The 16816-nt window shown below is 72.8% G+C and carries 14 protein-coding genes; 6 read left to right on the top strand and 8 right to left on the bottom strand.

The features are described from left to right. Positions 1 to 112: 112 nt before the first annotated feature. The gene (locus ACWD4B_RS26325) at positions 113 to 934 is read right to left on the bottom strand and encodes a hypothetical protein (RefSeq protein WP_451423084.1); all 822 of its coding nucleotides are present in this window, start codon (positions 932 to 934) and stop codon (positions 113 to 115) included. Between the two features lie 274 nt (positions 935 to 1208). Here ACWD4B_RS26325 and ACWD4B_RS26330 point away from each other — a divergent pair, with 274 nt between their 5' ends. Next, positions 1209 to 3143, top strand: coding sequence for a GTP-binding protein (locus tag ACWD4B_RS26330; RefSeq protein ID WP_451423085.1), 1935 nt, complete (start codon positions 1209 to 1211; stop codon positions 3141 to 3143). A 65-nt stretch (positions 3144 to 3208) separates the two neighbouring features. Here the strand turns inward: ACWD4B_RS26330 and ACWD4B_RS26335 are convergent, their stop codons facing one another. The 6 genes from ACWD4B_RS26335 to ACWD4B_RS26360 all read right to left on the bottom strand — a co-directional run bounded on the left by ACWD4B_RS26335 (position 3209) and on the right by ACWD4B_RS26360 (position 9318). Further along, complete coding sequence (locus ACWD4B_RS26335; RefSeq protein ID WP_451423086.1) at positions 3209 to 4444, bottom strand: amidohydrolase family protein; 1236 nt, start codon at positions 4442 to 4444, stop codon at positions 3209 to 3211. 16 nt (positions 4445 to 4460) lie between these two features. Further along, positions 4461 to 5585, bottom strand: coding sequence for an MAB_1171c family putative transporter (locus ACWD4B_RS26340; protein WP_451423087.1), 1125 nt, complete (start codon positions 5583 to 5585; stop codon positions 4461 to 4463). Further along, complete coding sequence (locus ACWD4B_RS26345) at positions 5582 to 6049, bottom strand: hypothetical protein (RefSeq protein ID WP_451423088.1); 468 nt, start codon at positions 6047 to 6049, stop codon at positions 5582 to 5584. Before ACWD4B_RS26345 ends, ACWD4B_RS26340 begins: the two co-directional genes overlap by 4 nt. 148 nt (positions 6050 to 6197) lie before the next feature. Then, complete coding sequence (locus ACWD4B_RS26350; RefSeq protein WP_451423089.1) at positions 6198 to 6656, bottom strand: helix-turn-helix domain-containing protein; 459 nt, start codon at positions 6654 to 6656, stop codon at positions 6198 to 6200. Positions 6657 to 6998: 342 nt separating this feature from the next. Next, positions 6999 to 7592, bottom strand: coding sequence for a flavin reductase family protein (locus tag ACWD4B_RS26355; RefSeq protein WP_451423090.1), 594 nt, complete (start codon positions 7590 to 7592; stop codon positions 6999 to 7001). A gap of 67 nt (positions 7593 to 7659) precedes the next feature. Continuing rightward, positions 7660 to 9318 carry a PucR family transcriptional regulator gene (locus ACWD4B_RS26360; protein ID WP_451423091.1) on the bottom strand — a complete coding sequence of 553 codons (1659 nt, stop codon included), beginning with the start codon at positions 9316 to 9318 and terminating at the stop codon, positions 7660 to 7662. Positions 9319 to 9517: 199 nt separating this feature from the next. Between ACWD4B_RS26360 and ACWD4B_RS26365 the strand changes: the two genes are divergently transcribed. The 5 genes from ACWD4B_RS26365 to ACWD4B_RS26385 all read left to right on the top strand — a co-directional run bounded on the left by ACWD4B_RS26365 (position 9518) and on the right by ACWD4B_RS26385 (position 15934). Further along, positions 9518 to 10408, top strand: coding sequence for an FAD binding domain-containing protein (locus ACWD4B_RS26365; RefSeq protein WP_451423092.1), 891 nt, complete (start codon positions 9518 to 9520; stop codon positions 10406 to 10408). Continuing rightward, complete coding sequence (locus ACWD4B_RS26370; RefSeq protein WP_451423093.1) at positions 10399 to 10884, top strand: (2Fe-2S)-binding protein; 486 nt, start codon at positions 10399 to 10401, stop codon at positions 10882 to 10884. Before ACWD4B_RS26365 ends, ACWD4B_RS26370 begins: the two co-directional genes overlap by 10 nt. Positions 10885 to 10887: 3 nt before the next feature. Beyond that, positions 10888 to 13251: a xanthine dehydrogenase subunit D gene (gene pucD, locus ACWD4B_RS26375; RefSeq protein ID WP_451423094.1), complete on the top strand. Its 2364-nt coding sequence runs from the start codon at positions 10888 to 10890 to the stop codon at positions 13249 to 13251. A gap of 90 nt (positions 13252 to 13341) precedes the next feature. Beyond that, entirely contained in the window at positions 13342 to 14775 is a 1434-nt protein-coding gene (locus tag ACWD4B_RS26380; RefSeq protein ID WP_451423095.1) for an NCS2 family permease, read from the top strand. Positions 14776 to 14785: 10 nt separating this feature from the next. Next, a complete protein-coding gene (locus ACWD4B_RS26385; protein WP_451423096.1) occupies positions 14786 to 15934 on the top strand; it encodes an XdhC family protein in 1149 nt (382 codons plus the stop codon). Here ACWD4B_RS26385 and ACWD4B_RS26390 read toward each other — a convergent pair. Continuing rightward, complete coding sequence (locus ACWD4B_RS26390; RefSeq protein ID WP_451423097.1) at positions 15896 to 16729, bottom strand: SGNH/GDSL hydrolase family protein; 834 nt, start codon at positions 16727 to 16729, stop codon at positions 15896 to 15898. The genes ACWD4B_RS26385 and ACWD4B_RS26390 overlap by 39 nt on opposite strands. Positions 16730 to 16816: the final 87 nt, after the last annotated feature.

Below are 16816 nucleotides of genomic sequence, written 5' to 3' on the forward strand. Positions count from 1 at the left end.
ACGCGCCCGCAGTCGGGGTTCTCGGGGCTTCGCCCCGGACCCCTGGGGTGGTGCGTCGGCTGCAGGCCGTCGGTGGCTGGTCGCGCAGTTCCCCGCGCCCCTGACGGGGCGCTCAGTCACCCCTCAATTGGCGTGCCAGCCACGTCGGGACTCCGCCCAGCAAGCCGACCAGGCGGCCGGCCTCCCGGCGGAGGCGGGCCGCCTCGTGTTCGTCCTCCGTCACGGCCGCCAATGATGCCAAAGCGGGCGCAATCCCCACCAAATATCCCAATTCCTCCCGAATGTGGAGTGATTCGGTGAAGCCGTAACGCGCCTCGCTGAGCCGTCCGTCCTGCTCGGCCATGGCCGCCACATGGCGCCACGTGAACGACAGGAGCAGCCGCTGTCCCCGCGCCGTGGCCCCCGCGTGCGCCCGCTCGAACGCCGCCGTCGCATCGCCCGGGTTCTCCGACAGGTGCTGGGCGATCAGCCCCCGGCGGAAGTCCAGCAGCGGCCGCGTGGGCGACTGCGGCCCGAGCAGCGCGGCCGCCCGCCCGAGCGCGGAGCGCGCCTCGTCGGCCCGGTCCCGTACGCTCAAAAGAGTGGAGGCGTACGCGAGATGACCCCGTTCGCACGCGGCCGCACCGCGCTCCTCGTCGTCGCCGGCGAGCGCCTCGGCGGACCGCAGCGCATCCTCGGCGGCCCCCCAGCCCCGGCCCGTGTACATGCACTGCTCGATCAGCACCGCCGTGCGCCGCTGCGCCGCCTCCGGCCCCTCCACGGCGTGCGGGGCCAGCAGCGCAGCGGCGTCCTCCCAGCAGGCGCGCGACCGCAGCCGCCACACGGCCCGGTCGAGCGGATCGTCCTGTCCGCAGGGGGAGTCGGGGGGATCGTCCCCGCCACGAGGTCCCCTCGGCTCCGGCAGTCCGGAATTCCGCATGGCGGTGTCCGCCACAGTCCCCTCCCCAAGTCTTCGAGCGCGCCGTCGAGCTGGAAGCCTGCGCGCATCTCAGCACGAACGAGCAGGCGCAGCCAAGAGGTAAGTGTGAACCAATTCACAATCTTCCGGCGACGCGCCGCAGCGAAAATCGCTGGCGACGGCACGGCCGCGATGCGAGCCTGCCCTCGCCACTGCTGCTGACGAGACGCGGAGACCACGGGCATGCGCCAGACCTTCGAAAACACCCACCGCCCCGACCGGACACCTGTTTTCGAGGACTTCTGCACGCATGCACGCACTCAGCACACTCAACATCGGGATCCTGGCCCACGTCGACGCCGGTAAGACCAGCCTCACGGAGCGCCTGCTCTTCGACACCGGGGCGATCGACCGCCTCGGCAGCGTCGACGAGGGCAGCACCCGCACGGACACCGGCGAGCTGGAGCGCCGCCGGGGCATCACCATCCGCACGGCCGTCGCGCCGTTCACCGTGGGCGGCTTGAGGGTCAACCTCATCGACACCCCGGGCCACAGCGACTTCATCGCCGAGGTCGAGCGCGCACTCGGCGTGCTGGACGCGGCGGTGCTCGTCGTCTCCGCGGTGGAAGGCGTCCAGGCACAGACGCGCGTGCTGATGAAGAGCCTGCGCCGGCTGGGCCTGCCGGTCCTGATCTTCGTCAACAAGACGGACCGCGCGGGCGCGAACGTCGGGCGCACACTGCAGGACATCCGCGCGCGGCTGACGCGCGGCGCCGCCGCCGTGCCGATGACGGGCCCGCTCGCGGACCCGGAGTTCCGGGAGCGCGTGGCGGAGATCCTGGCGGAGCAGGACGACGCGCTCCTGGCCGATCTCGTGGAGGGCCGCACACCGGACGCCGACGCACTGCGCGCGCGGATCACCGAGGGCACGGCACGGGGCGAGGTGCACCCCGTCTACTGCGGATCGGCCCTGTCGGGCACGGGAGTTGCGGGCCTGATCGAGGGAATGGCGACGTGGCTGCTGCCCGCCTCCGCCGCCGTGCACGGTACGGGTGCGCCCAGCGGCACGGTCTTCGCGGTGGAGCGCGCGGCCGGGACGGGCGAGAAGACGGCGTACCTCCGCCTGTTCGCGGGGGAACTGCGCAGCAGGGACCGCATCACGCTGAGCAACGGTGCGGGGGAGCACTCGGGCCGTGTCACGTCCCTCGACGTCGTCGGCGGAGGAAGCGTCCTCACCGCGGGGGACATCGCGCGGATCCGCGGCCTGCCCCGGGTCCGCGTGGGCGACCGCCTGGGCCCGGCCCGTTCCGCAGCGGCGGAGGGGTGCTTCGCGCCGCCGGCGCTGGAGACGGTGGTGCGTCCCGTGCACCCGCAGGAGGCGGCGCGCCTGCACGCGGCGCTCACGGCCCTGGCCGACCAGGACCCGCTGATCGCCGCCCGCGCGCTGCCGGAGGGGGAGGGCGGCGGGACGAGCGTCCTGCTGTACGGGGAGATCCAGAAGGAGATCCTCGCCTCGACGCTGGGCGAGGAGTTCGGCGTGACCGCCGTCTTCGAACCGAGCCGCACGGTCCACCGCGAGCGCCTGCTCGGCACGGGCTCGGCCCACGAGGCGATCGACCGCCACGGCGGGCACGTCTTCTGGGCCACGGTGGGCCTGCGCGTCGAGCCGGGAGCCTTCGGCGCGGGTGTGACCTTCCGCCGCGAGACCGAACTGGGCGCACTTCCGCACGCCTTGGACCACGCCATCGAGGAGACGGTCCACCGCACCCTGGAACAGGGCCTGTACGGCTGGGCGGTGACGGACTGCACGGTCACCCTGACCCACTCCGGCTACGCGAGCCCGGTCAGCACGGCGGCGGACTTCCGCAACCTGACTCCGCTGGTCCTGATGCGCGCCCTGGCGGAGGCGGGCACGCGCGTGTACGAGCCGTGCCATGCGTACGAACTGGAGCTCCCGGCGGATGCGCTGGGCGCGGTGACGGCGATGCTGAGCGAGACGGGAGCCGGCATCGCGGAGACGCTGCCGGAGGACGGCGGGTCGGCATGGCTGCTGAAGGGCACCATTCCGGCCCGCCGTATCCCTCTGGTGGAGCGGCGCCTGTCACCGCTCACACACGGTGAGTCGGTGTGGTGGTCGGCGCCGACGGCGGACCGCGCGTACACGGGCCGCCCGCCGATCCGCCCCCGTACCGACGGCAATCCGCTCAACCGGGCGGAGTACCTGCGGTATTTGGGACGGGCGTGAGTTCGCGCCCCGATAGGGGCGCGGGGAACTGCGCGAGCAACCACAACCGACCCGCACCCGCAGAACTACCCCAAGAACCCCCGCCCGTCCGCCAGGACGAACCGCACGCGCCGCAGCGCGTCCAACTCGACAAGAGGGTTACCGTCCACAACAAGAACATCGGCCCGGTACCCCGGGGCAAGCCGCCCCACCTCGCCCCCGATCCCCAGAGCCAGCGCAGCGTCCCCGGTGGCCATGTCGACGATCTTCGCGAGCGGGATGCCCAGGTACTGGTAGAACTCCAGGCTGTTGACGAACTTGTCGAACACCGCGCGCGTCACGCCGGCGTCCGTGCCGGCGATCATCGGGACGCCGAGCTTCGCCATCCAGCGCATGGAGGCGAAGAGTTCCTCGGCGCGCTCGTGGCCGACGCGCTCGGCGAACCCGCGCCAGTTGGGGCTGGTGGCCGTGCAGACGTGGATCCCGGCGGCCTTGATGGCGTCCACGAGGTCCTCGCGGAGGTCGAATCCGCCGTCCTCGGCCATCCACGTGCAGTGCTCGATGGTGGCCACGCCCGCGGCCACGGCCGCCTCGATGCCCGCGGTGCCGTGGGCGTGGACGGCGACGGGCAGCCCGGCCCGGCTGGCCTCCTCGACGACGAGCCGGAGCTCGTCCGCGGTGAACTGGCTCTGCCAGACCGCCGGTCCGCCGCGGGTGTGCCCGCCGCCGGTGGCCATCACCTTGATGACGTCGGCCCCGGCGTCGATGTTGCGCCGGACCAGGGCGCGGAGGGCGTCCGGGCCGTCGACCTCGCCGCCGAAGAACCAGCAGTGCCCGCCCGGCGCGGTGACCGGCGTCGCCGCGGAGAGGATGCGCGGGCCGGGCAGGGCGCCCTCGGCGACGGCGTCGCGCAGGCGCAGGGCCAGACCGTTCCGGTCGCCCAGGTCGCGCACCGTGGTCACGCCGCTGCCGAGCAGCCGGCGGGCCCGCTCGGCCATGCCGGCCAGGAGGGGCTCGTCGTCGCTGTTCTGCAGGGCGGTCACGGGGTCGTCGCTCCCGTCGAACGCCAGGTGGACGTGGCAGTCGATGAGGCCGGGCAGCACGGTGGCATCCCCGAAGTCCCGCCGGGCGGTGCCGTCGGGCGCCAGCGCCTCGACCGCCGCGCGCGGGCCGGCGGCCGTGACCGTGCCGTCCTGCACCAGCACGGCGCCGTCCTCGACGTGCTCCCCGCCGGGGCCGGTGAGCACCCGGGCCGCTGTGATCAGTACGTCTGTGCGCAGTGCGTCTGTGAACTGTGCGTCTGTGAGCTGTGCGTCGCTCATGGTGTGTTCGGAACTCCTATGCCGTCGTCACCAAGGCCTCGGCCACGGCAACCAGTTGCCGCGCGTCGGCGTCGATGCTGTCTTCACCCGGAAGCGCCACCGCCAGCGCCTCGGTCGTCGCGGGCGTGCCTGCCGCCTGGGCGCACAGGGCCGCGCGCAGGTGCTCCGCCACCGCCTGGGGCGTGGCGCCGTCCTGGACGCCCAGTTGTGCCAGGTACGGGCTCACCCGGACCAGGCCGTCGCGGCACTCGATGACCCGCCGGTAGTACCTGCGGTGCACTCCGCGCACGTGTATCGCCTCGCGCCACTTGCCGCCGGGCGAGCGGCCGAGGGCGTCCTGCGGGAACGCGTCGTGCAGCAGGTCCCACAGCGGGCGGAGGCGCTGGTACGTGCGGCGGTGCTGCCGCCAGATCCGCAGACCGGCCAGCCGCATGGCCAGACCGGGGTAGCTCAGCCCCACGACGAAGGCCGGCACCGCGAGCGCGAACAGCAGCGCCACGCTGTGCGACAGCCCGGCCGGGGCGGAGCCGCTGCCGAACCAGCCCGTCAGGTCCATCACCACGCGCAGCGCGTTGGCCGCCGCCATGCCGGCCAGCGAACCGGCGGTGATCCACAGCCCGGTGGCGGACGGTTTCTGCGACATCCGCGCGTAGCGGGCGGTCCACCGGGCCGTCGTCGCCAGGGAGTAGACCAGGTACAGCTGTGCGGCGACGAAGAAGACGGCGACCTGCGGCGTGTGCAGGTCGGCCTGCCCGTAGGGGCGGCCGCGCACGCCGGCCGGGGCGGTCACGGTGGCCACGGTGATGACGATCGCCGTCAACGCCAGGGGCACCGCTTCGAGAAGGGCACGGCGGCTCGCCCGGTGCCGGTCCGCGGCGGAGTGCAGGAAGAACGTCAGCAGCGAGTACACCGCCGCCAGGAGCAGCACGTTGGACAGCAGACTGGCCGCACCGGTGCCGAGCGCGGCGTCGAGGGCGCGCTTCTCGGGCGGGAACCCGGTCGAGAACGAACCGGCCGTGCAGACGAGACAGGCGGTGACCGCGCGCAGGGCACGGTCGTACGGGGCCTGGGTGAGCTGGTAGACCTTCCAGAGCACGGCCAGGACGAACAGGGCGGCCGTCAGGCACATCACGACGGTCACAGCCACCCCCTGCGGTCGCCGAGGGCGGTCTGGACGCGGTTGACCGAGGGGTCGGCGACCGGGCGGGGCGCCACGCGGTCCAGGACCGACGCCCACTCCAGGATGATCGTGGCGACGAGCTCCGCCTGGCGCTCGTGCTCCTCGTCGTACGAGGTGCGCCGCAGACCGCGGGTGACGGTGTCCGGTGCGAGTCCGGGCATGGTCGCCTGCAGGAAGTCGGCGCCGGTGTCGACGCCTTCGTGGTCGGCCATGATGTGACCCACTTCGTGCAGGATGATGTGGTCCTGGTGGGTCTTGCTGGTTTCCTGCTGGTACAGGATGTAGTCGGCCGTCGGCGTCGCTATCCAGCAGCCGAACGGCCCCGGCATGGGCAGCGGATGGGGGACGAGCCGGATGGGGCGCCTGCGGCGCTCACCGAGTTTCTGGCACAGCTCTTCCACGCGGAGCGGCGGCTTGATGTCCAAGGCCCGTAGTTCGCGCTTGCATCGGCGTCGGAGCTCACGCTCCGTCAAATGGATCAAATGGATCTCTCCTGCACAAATGCGGCATGAATCCCCCTTTCCTGCCCCCTCGTCTGTAACGGTGCATACCGGAACGCCGGCGTCGGTGTCGTCAACCGCCCATGCCGTCTCCGCGCTCTGCCTGCTCCAACTTGTAGACGACGTCCAGGAGATCCATCACCTGCTTGCGCCGCTGCGGGGAGAGCTCACCGGCCCGCATCGCCATGAGCTTCACGTCACCGCTGCTCATGACCTCCTTCATCGCGGCCTGCTGCGCCTCCAACGCCTTGAGCTTCCCGTCGACTTCGCCGGCCGCGTCGTCGTCGAAGAAGTAGGCGACGGGAACGCCGAAGAAGTCCGCCAGGGCCTGGAGGTGGCTGATGGTGGGGTTGGTCTTCTTGCCCTTGCGCAGCTGCCAGATGTAGCTCTGCGAGATCGTGGTGAGGCCCCGCCTGCAGATGCCCTCGGCCACTTGCTCGTTGCTGTACTCGTGGCCGCTCGGCGGCCTGATGCTCTCGAACAGCCGGTTGATCTTCTCCGCAAGACTGCAGGGTCGTGTCTGCTCGCTCAAGCCTCCCCCTCTCCCGTGGTCGGACGCCGTCACACTACCCGAGTGAAATTTTCCGCCCCGGCCGGATTCATCGCAGTGGAGAGGCGGGGAGGGGTGGTGGCGAGCACTTCCACTGACGTGAGAAGCTTCAGCCGCGACGGCGTTCACGTGAGTGAAAACGGGGGCGTCGGCTGCCTGATGCTGGGCTCACGGGGGTAGTCCAGCGCCGGTACGCCGACGTGCCGTCGCAACGCCGGGTCCGGCGCCGGGGGATTGAGCCCCCGGCGCCGGGTCGGCCGACTGCGGGGGGTGGCAACCGGTGGGGGAGGGGAACGCCGGTGCCGGTCGCTGCAGCGCATGCGTCTAGCCCGAATACGGCACCTGCGCCAGCTCTCTGACCTCCCCCAGCGTCGCCCACTCGTTGCGCCCCATCCGCGTCATCGGCCGCATCCGGTCGGCCACCGGGTGGCTGCCCTCCAGGACGTCCTCCTTCACCCTCGCGTGCACCACGCGGCCGAAGACCACCGTCGAGTCGCCCAGCCGCACCGTGCTGTGGAGCTTGCACTCCAGCGCCGCCGGGGAGCCGGCCACCCGCGGTGGCTTCACCACGGCGCTGGGCTCCCGCTCCAGGCCCGTCGTGTCGAACTCGCTCACCCCGTAGGGGAATTCGGTCGCCGTGGCATTGATCTGCTTCCACAGTGCCTCGGGCGCGACGTTCACGACGAACTCGCCCGTGTCCTCGACATTCCGCAGGGAGTCCCTGCGGCCGATGGACGAGAACTGGATCACCGGCGGTGCCACGCACGCGATGCCGAAGAACGAGAACGGGGCCAGGTTGTCGACGCCGTCGGCGGAGACGGTCGAGATCCACGCGATCGGGCGCGGGACGACGAGGGCGGTCAGCAGGCGGAAGCCGCTGTAGCGGTCGGCGGCGGCGAGATCGAAGTCGACGTCCATGGGGTCACTGTCCCGACCTCGCCGCGGGGCGACAACGGATTTCTTTCCGCCACCCCCCGGTCACCCCTCAACTCATCCGCAGCGCCAGGAAGAAGTCCAGTTTGTCCTCCAGGCGCGACAGGTCCCGCCCCGTCAACTGCTCGATCCGGCCCACCCGGTAGCGCAGCGTGTTCACGTGCAGGTGCAGCCGCGTCGCGCAGCGCGTCCAGGAGCCGTCGCAGTCCAGGAACGCCTCCAGGGTCGGGATCAGCTCCGCGCGGTGGCGGTGGTCGTAGTCCTTCAGCGGGTCCAGCAGACGGGCCGTGAAGGCGCGGCGGACGTCGTCCGGGACGAACGGGAGCAGCAGGACGTGCGAGGCCAGTTCCTGGTGGCCCGCGGCGCAGACCGGGCCCGGGCGGGCCGCGGCCACGCGCCGGGCGTGACGGGCCTCCTCCAGGGCGCCGCGCAGGCCCTCCGCGGAGTGGACGGGGGCGCTGACGCCGAAGGTCAGACGGCCGTCGTCGGCGAGGCCGGCGGCCAGGGGGGTGCGGACGGCCGCGAGCAGGGCGTCCGCGTGCAGACCCGTGGCCGTCGGTTCGTCCGTACCGGTGACGACGGCGGGGAGCGGCACCAGGGCCACCGCCTCGTCGCCCGTGTGCGCGACCGCGATGCGGTCCGACGGCTCGGGGCCGGTCGAGTCCGGGTCGACCAGGACCTCCTCCAGCAGCGCCTGCGCGACCGGACCGGCCTCGATGTCGCCGTCCGCCCACTCGACGCGGGCGACCACGATCTGCCAGTGCGGTGCCGTGCCCAGGCCGGGCAGCAGCACGGGCGCGGCCACCCGCAGGCGGGCCGCGATCTCGGCGGGCGCGGCGCCCGTCTGGACCAGCTCCAGGACCTCCTGGGCGAGCCGGCGCCGCACGGTGCGCGCGGCGTCGCGCCGGTCGCGCTCGACGGCGATCAGCTGGGTGACGCCGTGCAGCAGGTCGAGCCGCTCGGCGGGCCAGTCCGCGGCGTCGGCCTCGACGGCCAGCAGCCAGTCCGACAGGACCGTCTCGCGCACGTCCCGGCCGGCCGTCATGCGGCCGCCGCTGCGGATGGGGAAGACCGAGTACGTGTGGCCGCCGGCCGTCACCCGGTGCGGTTCGCGGCGGCCGGTGCGGGCCGCGGCCAGGTGCTCGCCCGCCAGCACCGCGCCGACCGGCGCGGCCAGGGCGGCGCCCGCGATACGGCGGCCGGTGGGGGAGAGCACCCAGGCCGGCAGGTCCAGGTCGGACTCGAGCAGGTCCAGGACGACCTCGGGGCCGCCGCCCGCCGGGCCGGAGGTCATCAGCCGCCGGTGCCGGTCCACGACAGCGGCCAGGTCGCCCGCGCGCTCGCCGGAGACCTGCCGCACCACGTGCTCGGTGATGGAGGCGAAGGAGACCGTCTCGTCGACGGAGAACAGCGGCAGCCGGTGCCGGGCGCAGGCCTCGATCAGGTCGTCCGGCGTCGAGGCGATCTCCGCCTCGCCCGCCGCCAGCCCGGCCACCCCGGCCGCCGTCAGGATGCGGACGAACCGCTCCGAGTCGGCCGGCTCCCGCCGCCACGCCAGTCCCGTGAGCACCAGCTCGCCGCCGGAGAGGTACCGGCTGGGGTCGCGCAGGTCGGTGGTCATCACCCCGCGGACCGTACGGTCCAGCTCGTCCTCACCGCCGAGCAGCCGAAGGCCCAGCGCATCGGTCTCCAGCAGTGCGCGCAGCCGCATCCTCGTCGCCGCCGTTCTTCTTGTAGCCGGTCGTGTAACCGGTGGAATGCTGTGAGGTTTCCGAACCCCGTCTTTCGTTCGAATCTACAAGACCATGGGCCTGGCCAGCCAACCGCTTCATGGTTTCGGTGACTGCCCGGGCCCGTTCCGACCTCGCTGTACTGGGCGCACCCCACCGCCGCAGTGAGAAGAGACGTCCATGGACTTCCTGCGCCCCACCGGCTGGGAGGAGGCGCTCGCCGCCAAGGCGGAGCACCCCACGGCCGTGCCCATAGCGGGCGGCACGGATGTGATGGTCGAGATCAACTTCGACCACCGCCGCCCGCAGCAGCTGCTCGACCTCACCCGCATCGACGAGCTCCGCGAGTGGGAGACCGGCGAGGACAGCGTACGGCTCGGCGCGGCCGTCCCGTACGCCCGGATCATCGGGCGGCTGAGCACCGAGCTCCCCGGCCTCGCCCTCGCCGCCCGCACCGTCGGCTCCCCGCAGATCCGCAACCGCGGCACCGTCGGCGGCAACCTCGGCGCCGCCTCCCCGGCCGGCGACGCGCACCCCGCCCTGCTGGCGGCCGGCGCCGTGATCGAGGCGGAGTCCGTCCGCGGCACCCGGATGATCCCGGTCGACGCGTTCTACACGGGCGTCAAGCGCAACGCCCTCGCCCCGGACGAGCTGATCCGGGCCGTGCACGTCGAACGGGCCGACGGGCCGCAGCAGTTCTCCAAGGTCGGCACCCGCAACGCGATGGTCATCGCGGTCTGCGCCTTCGGCCTCGCCCTGCACCCGCGCACCCGCACCGTGCGCACCGGCATCGGCTCGGCGGCCCCCACGCCCGTACGGGCGAAGGCGGCCGAGGAGTTCCTCGCCGCAGCACTGGAGGAGGGCCGATGCTGGGAGACCGGACGGCCCGTACCCCCTTCCGCCGCGCGGCAGTTCGCCGAGCTGGCGTCCGGCGCCTGCAGTCCGATCGATGACGTCCGCGGCAGCGCCGCCTACCGGCGCCGGGCCGTCGGCGTCATGGCCCGGCGCACGCTCGACTGGGCCTGGCAGGAGTACCGCACCGACGGGGACGGAGAGCAGCAGTGCGCGTGAAGTTCACGGTCAACGGCCGGCCGCAGCAGGCCGACGACGTGTGGGAGGGCGAGAGTCTCCTGTACGTCCTGCGCGAACGCCTGGGTCTGCCGGGCTCCAAGAACGCCTGCGAGCAGGGCGAATGCGGCTCCTGCACGGTCCGGCTCGACGGCGTGCCCGTGTGCGCCTGCCTGGTGGCCGCCGGACAGGCGGAGGGCCGCGAGGTCGTCACCGTCGAAGGGCTGGCGGCAGGGGACGGCAGCGGACTCGCGCCCGTCCAGCAGGCGTTCATCGACGCCGGCGCCGTCCAGTGCGGATTCTGCACCCCCGGCCTCCTCGTCGCCGCCGACGACCTGCTCGCCCACACCCCGCAGCCCTCCGACGCGGACATCCGCGAGGCGCTCTCCGGCAACCTGTGCCGATGTACCGGCTACGAGAAGATCCTCGACGCGGTGCGCCTGGCGGCGGCCCGCGACCGGGCCGGACAGGAGGTCTGAGCCGTGCGCGACCTCACCCAGGGAATCCGCGCCAGGGGCGGCATCGGCGAGTCCACGCTCCGCCCCGACGGCACCCTCAAGGTCAGCGGCGAGTTCGCCTACGCCTCCGACCTGTGGCACGAGGACATGCTGTGGGGCTTCACCCTCCGCAGCCCCCACGCCCACGCCCGGATCCTGTCCGTCGACGTCTCCGAGGCGCTGCGCACCGCCGGCGTGCACGCCGTCATGACCCACGACGACCTCCCGGCCGAGACCCGCTACGGGCTGGAGATCAAGGACACGCCCGTCCTCGCCGACGGCGTCGTGCGCTACCACGGCGAGGGCGTGGCCCTCGTCGCCGCCGACCACCCCGAGACCGCCCGCCGCGCGGCGGCGAAGATCAAGGTGGAGTACGGGCAACTCCCCGTCGTCACCGACGAGAAGACCGCCACCGCCCCCGGCGCCCCGCTCCTGCACCCCGCCCGCGACGACGACCACTCCCGCCACGTCCCGCACCCCAACATCGTCCACCGCCAGCCCGTCGTCCGCGGCGACGTGGCCGCGGCCCGCGAACGCGCCGACGTCGTCGTGCACGGCGAGTACGAAATGGGCATGCAGGACCAGGCATTCCTGGGCCCCGAGTCGGGACTCGCCGTGCCCGCCGAGGACGGCGGCGTCGACCTCTACGTCTCCACCCAGTGGCTGCACGCCGACCTGCGCCAGGTCGCCCCCGTCCTCGGCCTGCCCGAGGACAAGGTGCGCATGACCCTCTCCGGCGTCGGCGGCGCCTTCGGCGGCCGCGAGGACCTGTCCATGCAGGCCCACGCCTGCCTGCTGGCGCTGCGCACCGGCAAACCCGTCAAGATCGTCTACAACCGCTTCGAGTCCTTCTTCGGCCACGTCCACCGCCACCCCGCCAAGCTCGCCTACGAGCACGGGGCCACTCGCGACGGCACGTTGCTCTACGTCGCCTGCCGCATCGTCCTCGACGGCGGCGCCTACGCCTCCTCCTCCCCGGCCGTCGTCGGCAACGCGGCCTCGCTGTCCGTCGGCCCGTACGTCGTCGACAACGTCGACGTCGAGGCCCTCGCCCTCTACACCAACAACCCGCCCTGCGGGGCCATGCGCGGCTTCGGCGCCGTGCAGGCCTGCTTCGCCTACGAGGCGCAGATGGACCGGGTCGCGGCCGAACTCGGCATGGACCCGGTCGCGTTCCGGCAGCGCAACGCCATGGCGCAGGGCGCGGTGATGCCGACGGGGCAGGTCGTCGACTCCCCGGCGCCCGTCGCCGAACTCCTGCGCCGCGTCAAGGCGATGCCACTGCCGCCCGAGCGCCAGTGGGAGACGGCGGGCGGCGCCCCGGACCTGCGTGCCCTGCCCGGCGGCCTGTCGAACACCACGCACGGCGAGGGCGTCGTGCGGGGCGTCGGCTACGCGGTCGGGATCAAGAACGTCGGCTTCTCCGAGGGCTTCGACGACTACTCCACCGCGCGCGTCCGCCTGGAGGTCGTGGGCGGCGAGCCCGTCGCGACCGTGCACACCGCGATGGCCGAGGTCGGACAGGGCGGCGTCACCGTGCACGCCCAGATCGCCCGCACCGAGCTCGGCGTGGCCCGCGTCACCATCAACCCGGCCGACACCAGGGTCGGTTCGGCCGGCTCCACCTCCGCCTCCCGGCAGACGTACGTCACCGGCGGCGCGGTCAAGCACGCCTGCGAGGCCGTGCGCGAGGACGTGCTGGAACTGGGACGGGCCCGCTTCGGCTCGTACCACCCGGCGTGGGCGACGGCCGAACTCCTGCTGGAGGACGGCAAAGTCGTCACCGAGGACGGCGAGGTCCTCGCCGATCTCGCCGACGTCCTCGAGGACACCTGCGTGGAACGCGAGCTGGAGTGGCGCCACCGGCCCACCGAACCGTTCGACCTGCGCACGGGCCAGGGCAAGGGGCACGTCCAGTACTCGTTCGCCGCGCACCGGGCCGTCGTCGAGGTCGACACCGAGCTCGGGCTGGTGAAGGTCGTGGAACTGGCCTGTGCCCAGGACGTCGGCAAGGCGCTCAACCCGCTGTCCGTCACCGGCCAGATCCAGGGCGGCTCCACCCAGGGCCTGGGGCTCGCCGTCATGGAGGAGATCGTGGTCGACCCGGCGACCGCGAAGGTGCGGAATCCCTCCTTCACCGACTATCTGATCCCGACCATCCTCGACACCCCCGCCATTCCCGTCGACATCCTCGAACTCGCCGACGACCACGCCCCTTACGGGTTGCGGGGGGTGGGGGAGGCGCCGACTCTTTCGTCGACGCCGGCCGTTGTGGCGGCCATCAGGCAGGCCACGGGGCTCGCCTTGCGGCGGGTGCCTGTGAGGCCTGAGCATCTTACGGGGACCTGAGGTTGTTCGTCGGCCGGCGGGTAGTTCTTGGTTGATCGCGCAGTTCCCCGCGCCCCTTACGGGGCGCACCCCCACCTGGAGCAGGTACCCATGACCCAAGCACCCGTACGACCGGAGGCTCCGGTCGTACAACTGCCCTGGCATGACCGGTATTTCCATTTGACCGAACGTCGCTCCACCCTCGCGCGCGAAGTCCGCGGCGGCATCACCACCTTCATGGCGATGAGCTACATCCTCCTGCTCAACCCCCTGATCCTCTCCGGCCCCGACGTCCGTCACCACACGCTCGGCCACGCCCCGTTGATCACCGCGACCGCCTTCGCCGCGGCGGTCTCCACGCTGCTCATGGGGTTCGTCGGCAAGGTGCCGCTCGCCCTGGCGGCCGGACTCGGGGTCTCCGGCGTGCTCTCCAGTCAGGTCGTGCCCCATATGACCTGGCCGCAGGCGATGGGCATGTGCGTGGTCTACGGCTCCGTGATCGTCCTCCTCGTCCTCACCGGGCTGCGCGAGCGCGTCATGGACGCGATCCCGACGGCCCTCAAGCACGCCATCACCATGGGCATCGGCATGTTCATCGCCCTCATCGGCCTGGTGAAGGGCGGCTTCGTGCACGAGGCCAAGGGCGGCGGAGGGCCCGTCACGCTCGGGCCGGCCGGTGAACTCGCCGGCTGGCCCGTCCTGGTCTTCTGCATCACGCTGCTGCTCGTCTTCATGCTCCAGGCCCGCAACATCCCCGGCGCGATCCTCATCGGCATCGTCGCCGGCACCGTGCTCGCCGTCGTCGTCGACGCGACCGGCGTGTCCGGGCCGGGTGCCTGGCAGAACGGGCCTCCCCGGCTGCAGGGCGGCGCGGTGTCCATGCCGGACTTCTCCCTCTTCGGGCACGTGGAGTTCGGGGGCTGGGGCTCGGTCGGCGCCCTCACCGTCGGCATGATCGTCTTCACACTCGTCCTCGCGGGGTTCTTCGACGCGATGGCCACGATCATCGGCGTCGGGTCGGAGGCGCAACTGGCCGACGAGCAGGGCCGGATGCCGGGTCTGAGCAGGGCGCTGCTGGTGGACGGCGCGGGCGGGGCGATCGGCGGACTGGCCGGCGCGTCGGGCCAGACCGTCTACGTGGAGTCGGCGACGGGCGTGGGAGAGGGCGCACGCACCGGACTGTCCTCGGTGGTGACCGGACTCCTCTTCGCCGCCTGCCTGTTCTTCACCCCGCTGACGCGCATCGTGCCCGGCGAGGTGGCCGCCGCGGCGCTGGTGGTCATCGGCGCGATGATGATGGGCAGTGCCCGGCACATCGACTGGACGGACCGGGCCGTCGTGATCCCGGTCTTCCTGACCGTCGTGCTCATGCCCTTCACCTACTCCATCACCGTCGGCGTCGGCGCGGGCGTCATCGCCTTCACCGTCATCAAGGCCGCCGAGGGCAAGTGGCGCGAACCCGGCGCCTTCATGTGGGCGCTCAGCGCGGTCTTCACGGGCTACTTCGCCCTGCATCCGATCGAACTGTGGCTCGGAGCCACGTGAGGGGGGCACGGTGCTGGATCTGGCGGACGAGTTGAACCGCTGGTGCGCGGAGGGCCGCGACTTCGCGGTGGCCACGGTGACCGCGGTGCAGGGCAGCGCACCCCGGCAGCCCGGCGCGGCGCTCGCCGTCGACGCGGACGGCACGGCCGTCGGCTCGGTGTCGGGCGGGTGCGTCGAGGGAGCGGTGTACGAGCTGTGCCGGGAGGCGCTGGAGAGCGGGGAGCAGCTGACGGAACGGTTCGGCTACTCCGACGAGGACGCGTTCGCGGTCGGCCTGACGTGCGGGGGCGTGATCGACGTCCTGGTGACCCCGGTGCGGCGCGACGCGCCGTGGCGCGCGGTGTGCGCCGCGGCGCTGGCGGCGGCCGCCCGGAAGGAGCGTGCGGCGCTCGTCCGGGCGCCGCACGGCGGCGCGTTGCTCGTGCGGGCCGGCGGAGCCGCGGAGGGCACGCTGGGCGGCGGACCGGAACGCGACCGCGCGGCCGCGGCGGAGGCCGCCGCCCTCCTGGACGCGGGCGGCCGCACCGCGCTGCTGGACCTCGGCTGCGACGCGCTCGTCACCGTCCTGGTGGAGCCGAGCGGGCCGCCGCCGCGCATGCTCGTCTTCGGCGCGATCGACTTCGCGGCGGCACTGGTCAGGGCCGGGAAGTTCCTCGGCTACCACGTCACGGTCTGCGACGCCCGCCCGGTCTTCGCCACCGCCCGCCGCTTCCCGGAGGCGGACGAGGTGGTCGTGGACTGGCCCCACCGCTACCTCGACGCGCAGGCCGCGCACGGGCGCCTGGACGCCCGTACGGTCCTGTGCGTCCTCACCCACGACGCGAAGTTCGACGTGCCGCTGCTGGAACGGGCGTTGCGGCTGCCCGTCGCCTACGTCGGGGCCATGGGCTCGCGCCGCACGCACCGGGACCGGCTGTCCCGGCTGCGCGAGGCGGGCGTGGACGAGGCCGGGCTGTCCCGGCTGCACTCCCCGATCGGCCTGGACCTCGGGGCCCGGACGCCCGAGGAGACCGCCCTGTCGATCGCGGCGGAGATCGTCGCGGTGCGCAGGGGCGGATCGGGGGTGCCGCTCACCGGGACGCGGGCGCCGATCCACCACGACGGCCCGCCGGCCGCCGCGTCAGCCGCCGGAGGGGAGCAGCGGAAGGTAGCCGCGTGACTGGCCGTCGGAGGTGGGATGGTAGGACTCGTCGACGGGGAACGTGAGGCTGTGCAGCCAGGGGTGGGGGTCGGCGGAGCAGATCTCGTGCCCGCCGAAGGTGGAGTTGGCGTCCACGAAGGCGAACCGGTGACGGGCGGCGGCCTGGACGGTCGCGGCGTTGAGCTCGTCCTCGGCCCGGTCGATCGCCGTCCGCTTGCGCTCGCTGAGGCCGATGCGGCAGCCGCCGTCGAGCTTGTAGAGGCGCGGGTAGCCGAGCACGACGACGCGGGCGGCGGGGGCCCGCCGGCCGATCTCGTCGTAGAGCTTGCCGAGCTTGTCGGGCAGGACGTCCGCGATGAATGCGCGGGACTCGTTCACGCGCTCGACGCACGCGCCGTCGTCGGGGCTGACGGCGCATTCCTGCATCACCTTGGCGAACCCGGCGTCGTTGGCCCCGGCCGTGAGGGTGACGAGCCCGGTCTGCCGGGAGAGCGGCCCGAGTTGGTTCTTCCGGACGTCCTCGGTGGTGGCACCGGAGCAGGCGGTGAAGGAGAAGGACTTGGGGGAGTGGGCCTTGGCCCAGAGGGCCGGGTAGGCCCGGGCGCTGCGCTTGCACTCCCCGCTGCCGAAGTCGTAGGAGCCGGCGCCGAGACCGGAGGAGTAGGAGTCGCCGAGGGCCACGTAGCCGGAGCCGTGCAGGGTGTCGGGCCCGGCGGCGGCGGTGGTGGCGGTACCGGTGAGGAGGAGCGCGACGACGGCGCCGAGGAGAGCGGCGCGGGGCACGCGGCGGGGGGTGGGGTCCTGGGTGGTCATGTCCCGCCAACGAGATGGGTGTTGGGCCGGACACGGAACTGCGCCCCAAAGGGGCGCGGGGAACTGCGCGACCAGCCCCCACCGGCC

Source organism: Streptomyces sp. NPDC002536 (assembly GCF_053594995.1).

Excerpts from the sequence above, each read along its gene's own strand:
- ACWD4B_RS26360 (WP_451423091.1), bottom strand. The coding sequence starts at position 9,318 with ATGCGGCTGCGCGCACTGCTGGAGACCGATGCGCTGGGCCTTCGGCTG.
- ACWD4B_RS26390 (WP_451423097.1), bottom strand. The coding sequence starts at position 16,729 with ATGACCACCCAGGACCCCACCCCCCGCCGCGTGCCCCGCGCCGCTCTC.
- ACWD4B_RS26355 (WP_451423090.1), bottom strand. The coding sequence starts at position 7,592 with ATGGACGTCGACTTCGATCTCGCCGCCGCCGACCGCTACAGCGGCTTC.
- ACWD4B_RS26335 (WP_451423086.1), bottom strand. The coding sequence starts at position 4,444 with ATGAGCGACGCACAGCTCACAGACGCACAGTTCACAGACGCACTGCGC.
- ACWD4B_RS26330 (WP_451423085.1), top strand. The coding sequence starts at position 1,209 with ATGCACGCACTCAGCACACTCAACATCGGGATCCTGGCCCACGTCGAC.
- ACWD4B_RS26380 (WP_451423095.1), top strand. The coding sequence starts at position 13,342 with ATGACCCAAGCACCCGTACGACCGGAGGCTCCGGTCGTACAACTGCCC.
- ACWD4B_RS26365 (WP_451423092.1), top strand. The coding sequence starts at position 9,518 with ATGGACTTCCTGCGCCCCACCGGCTGGGAGGAGGCGCTCGCCGCCAAG.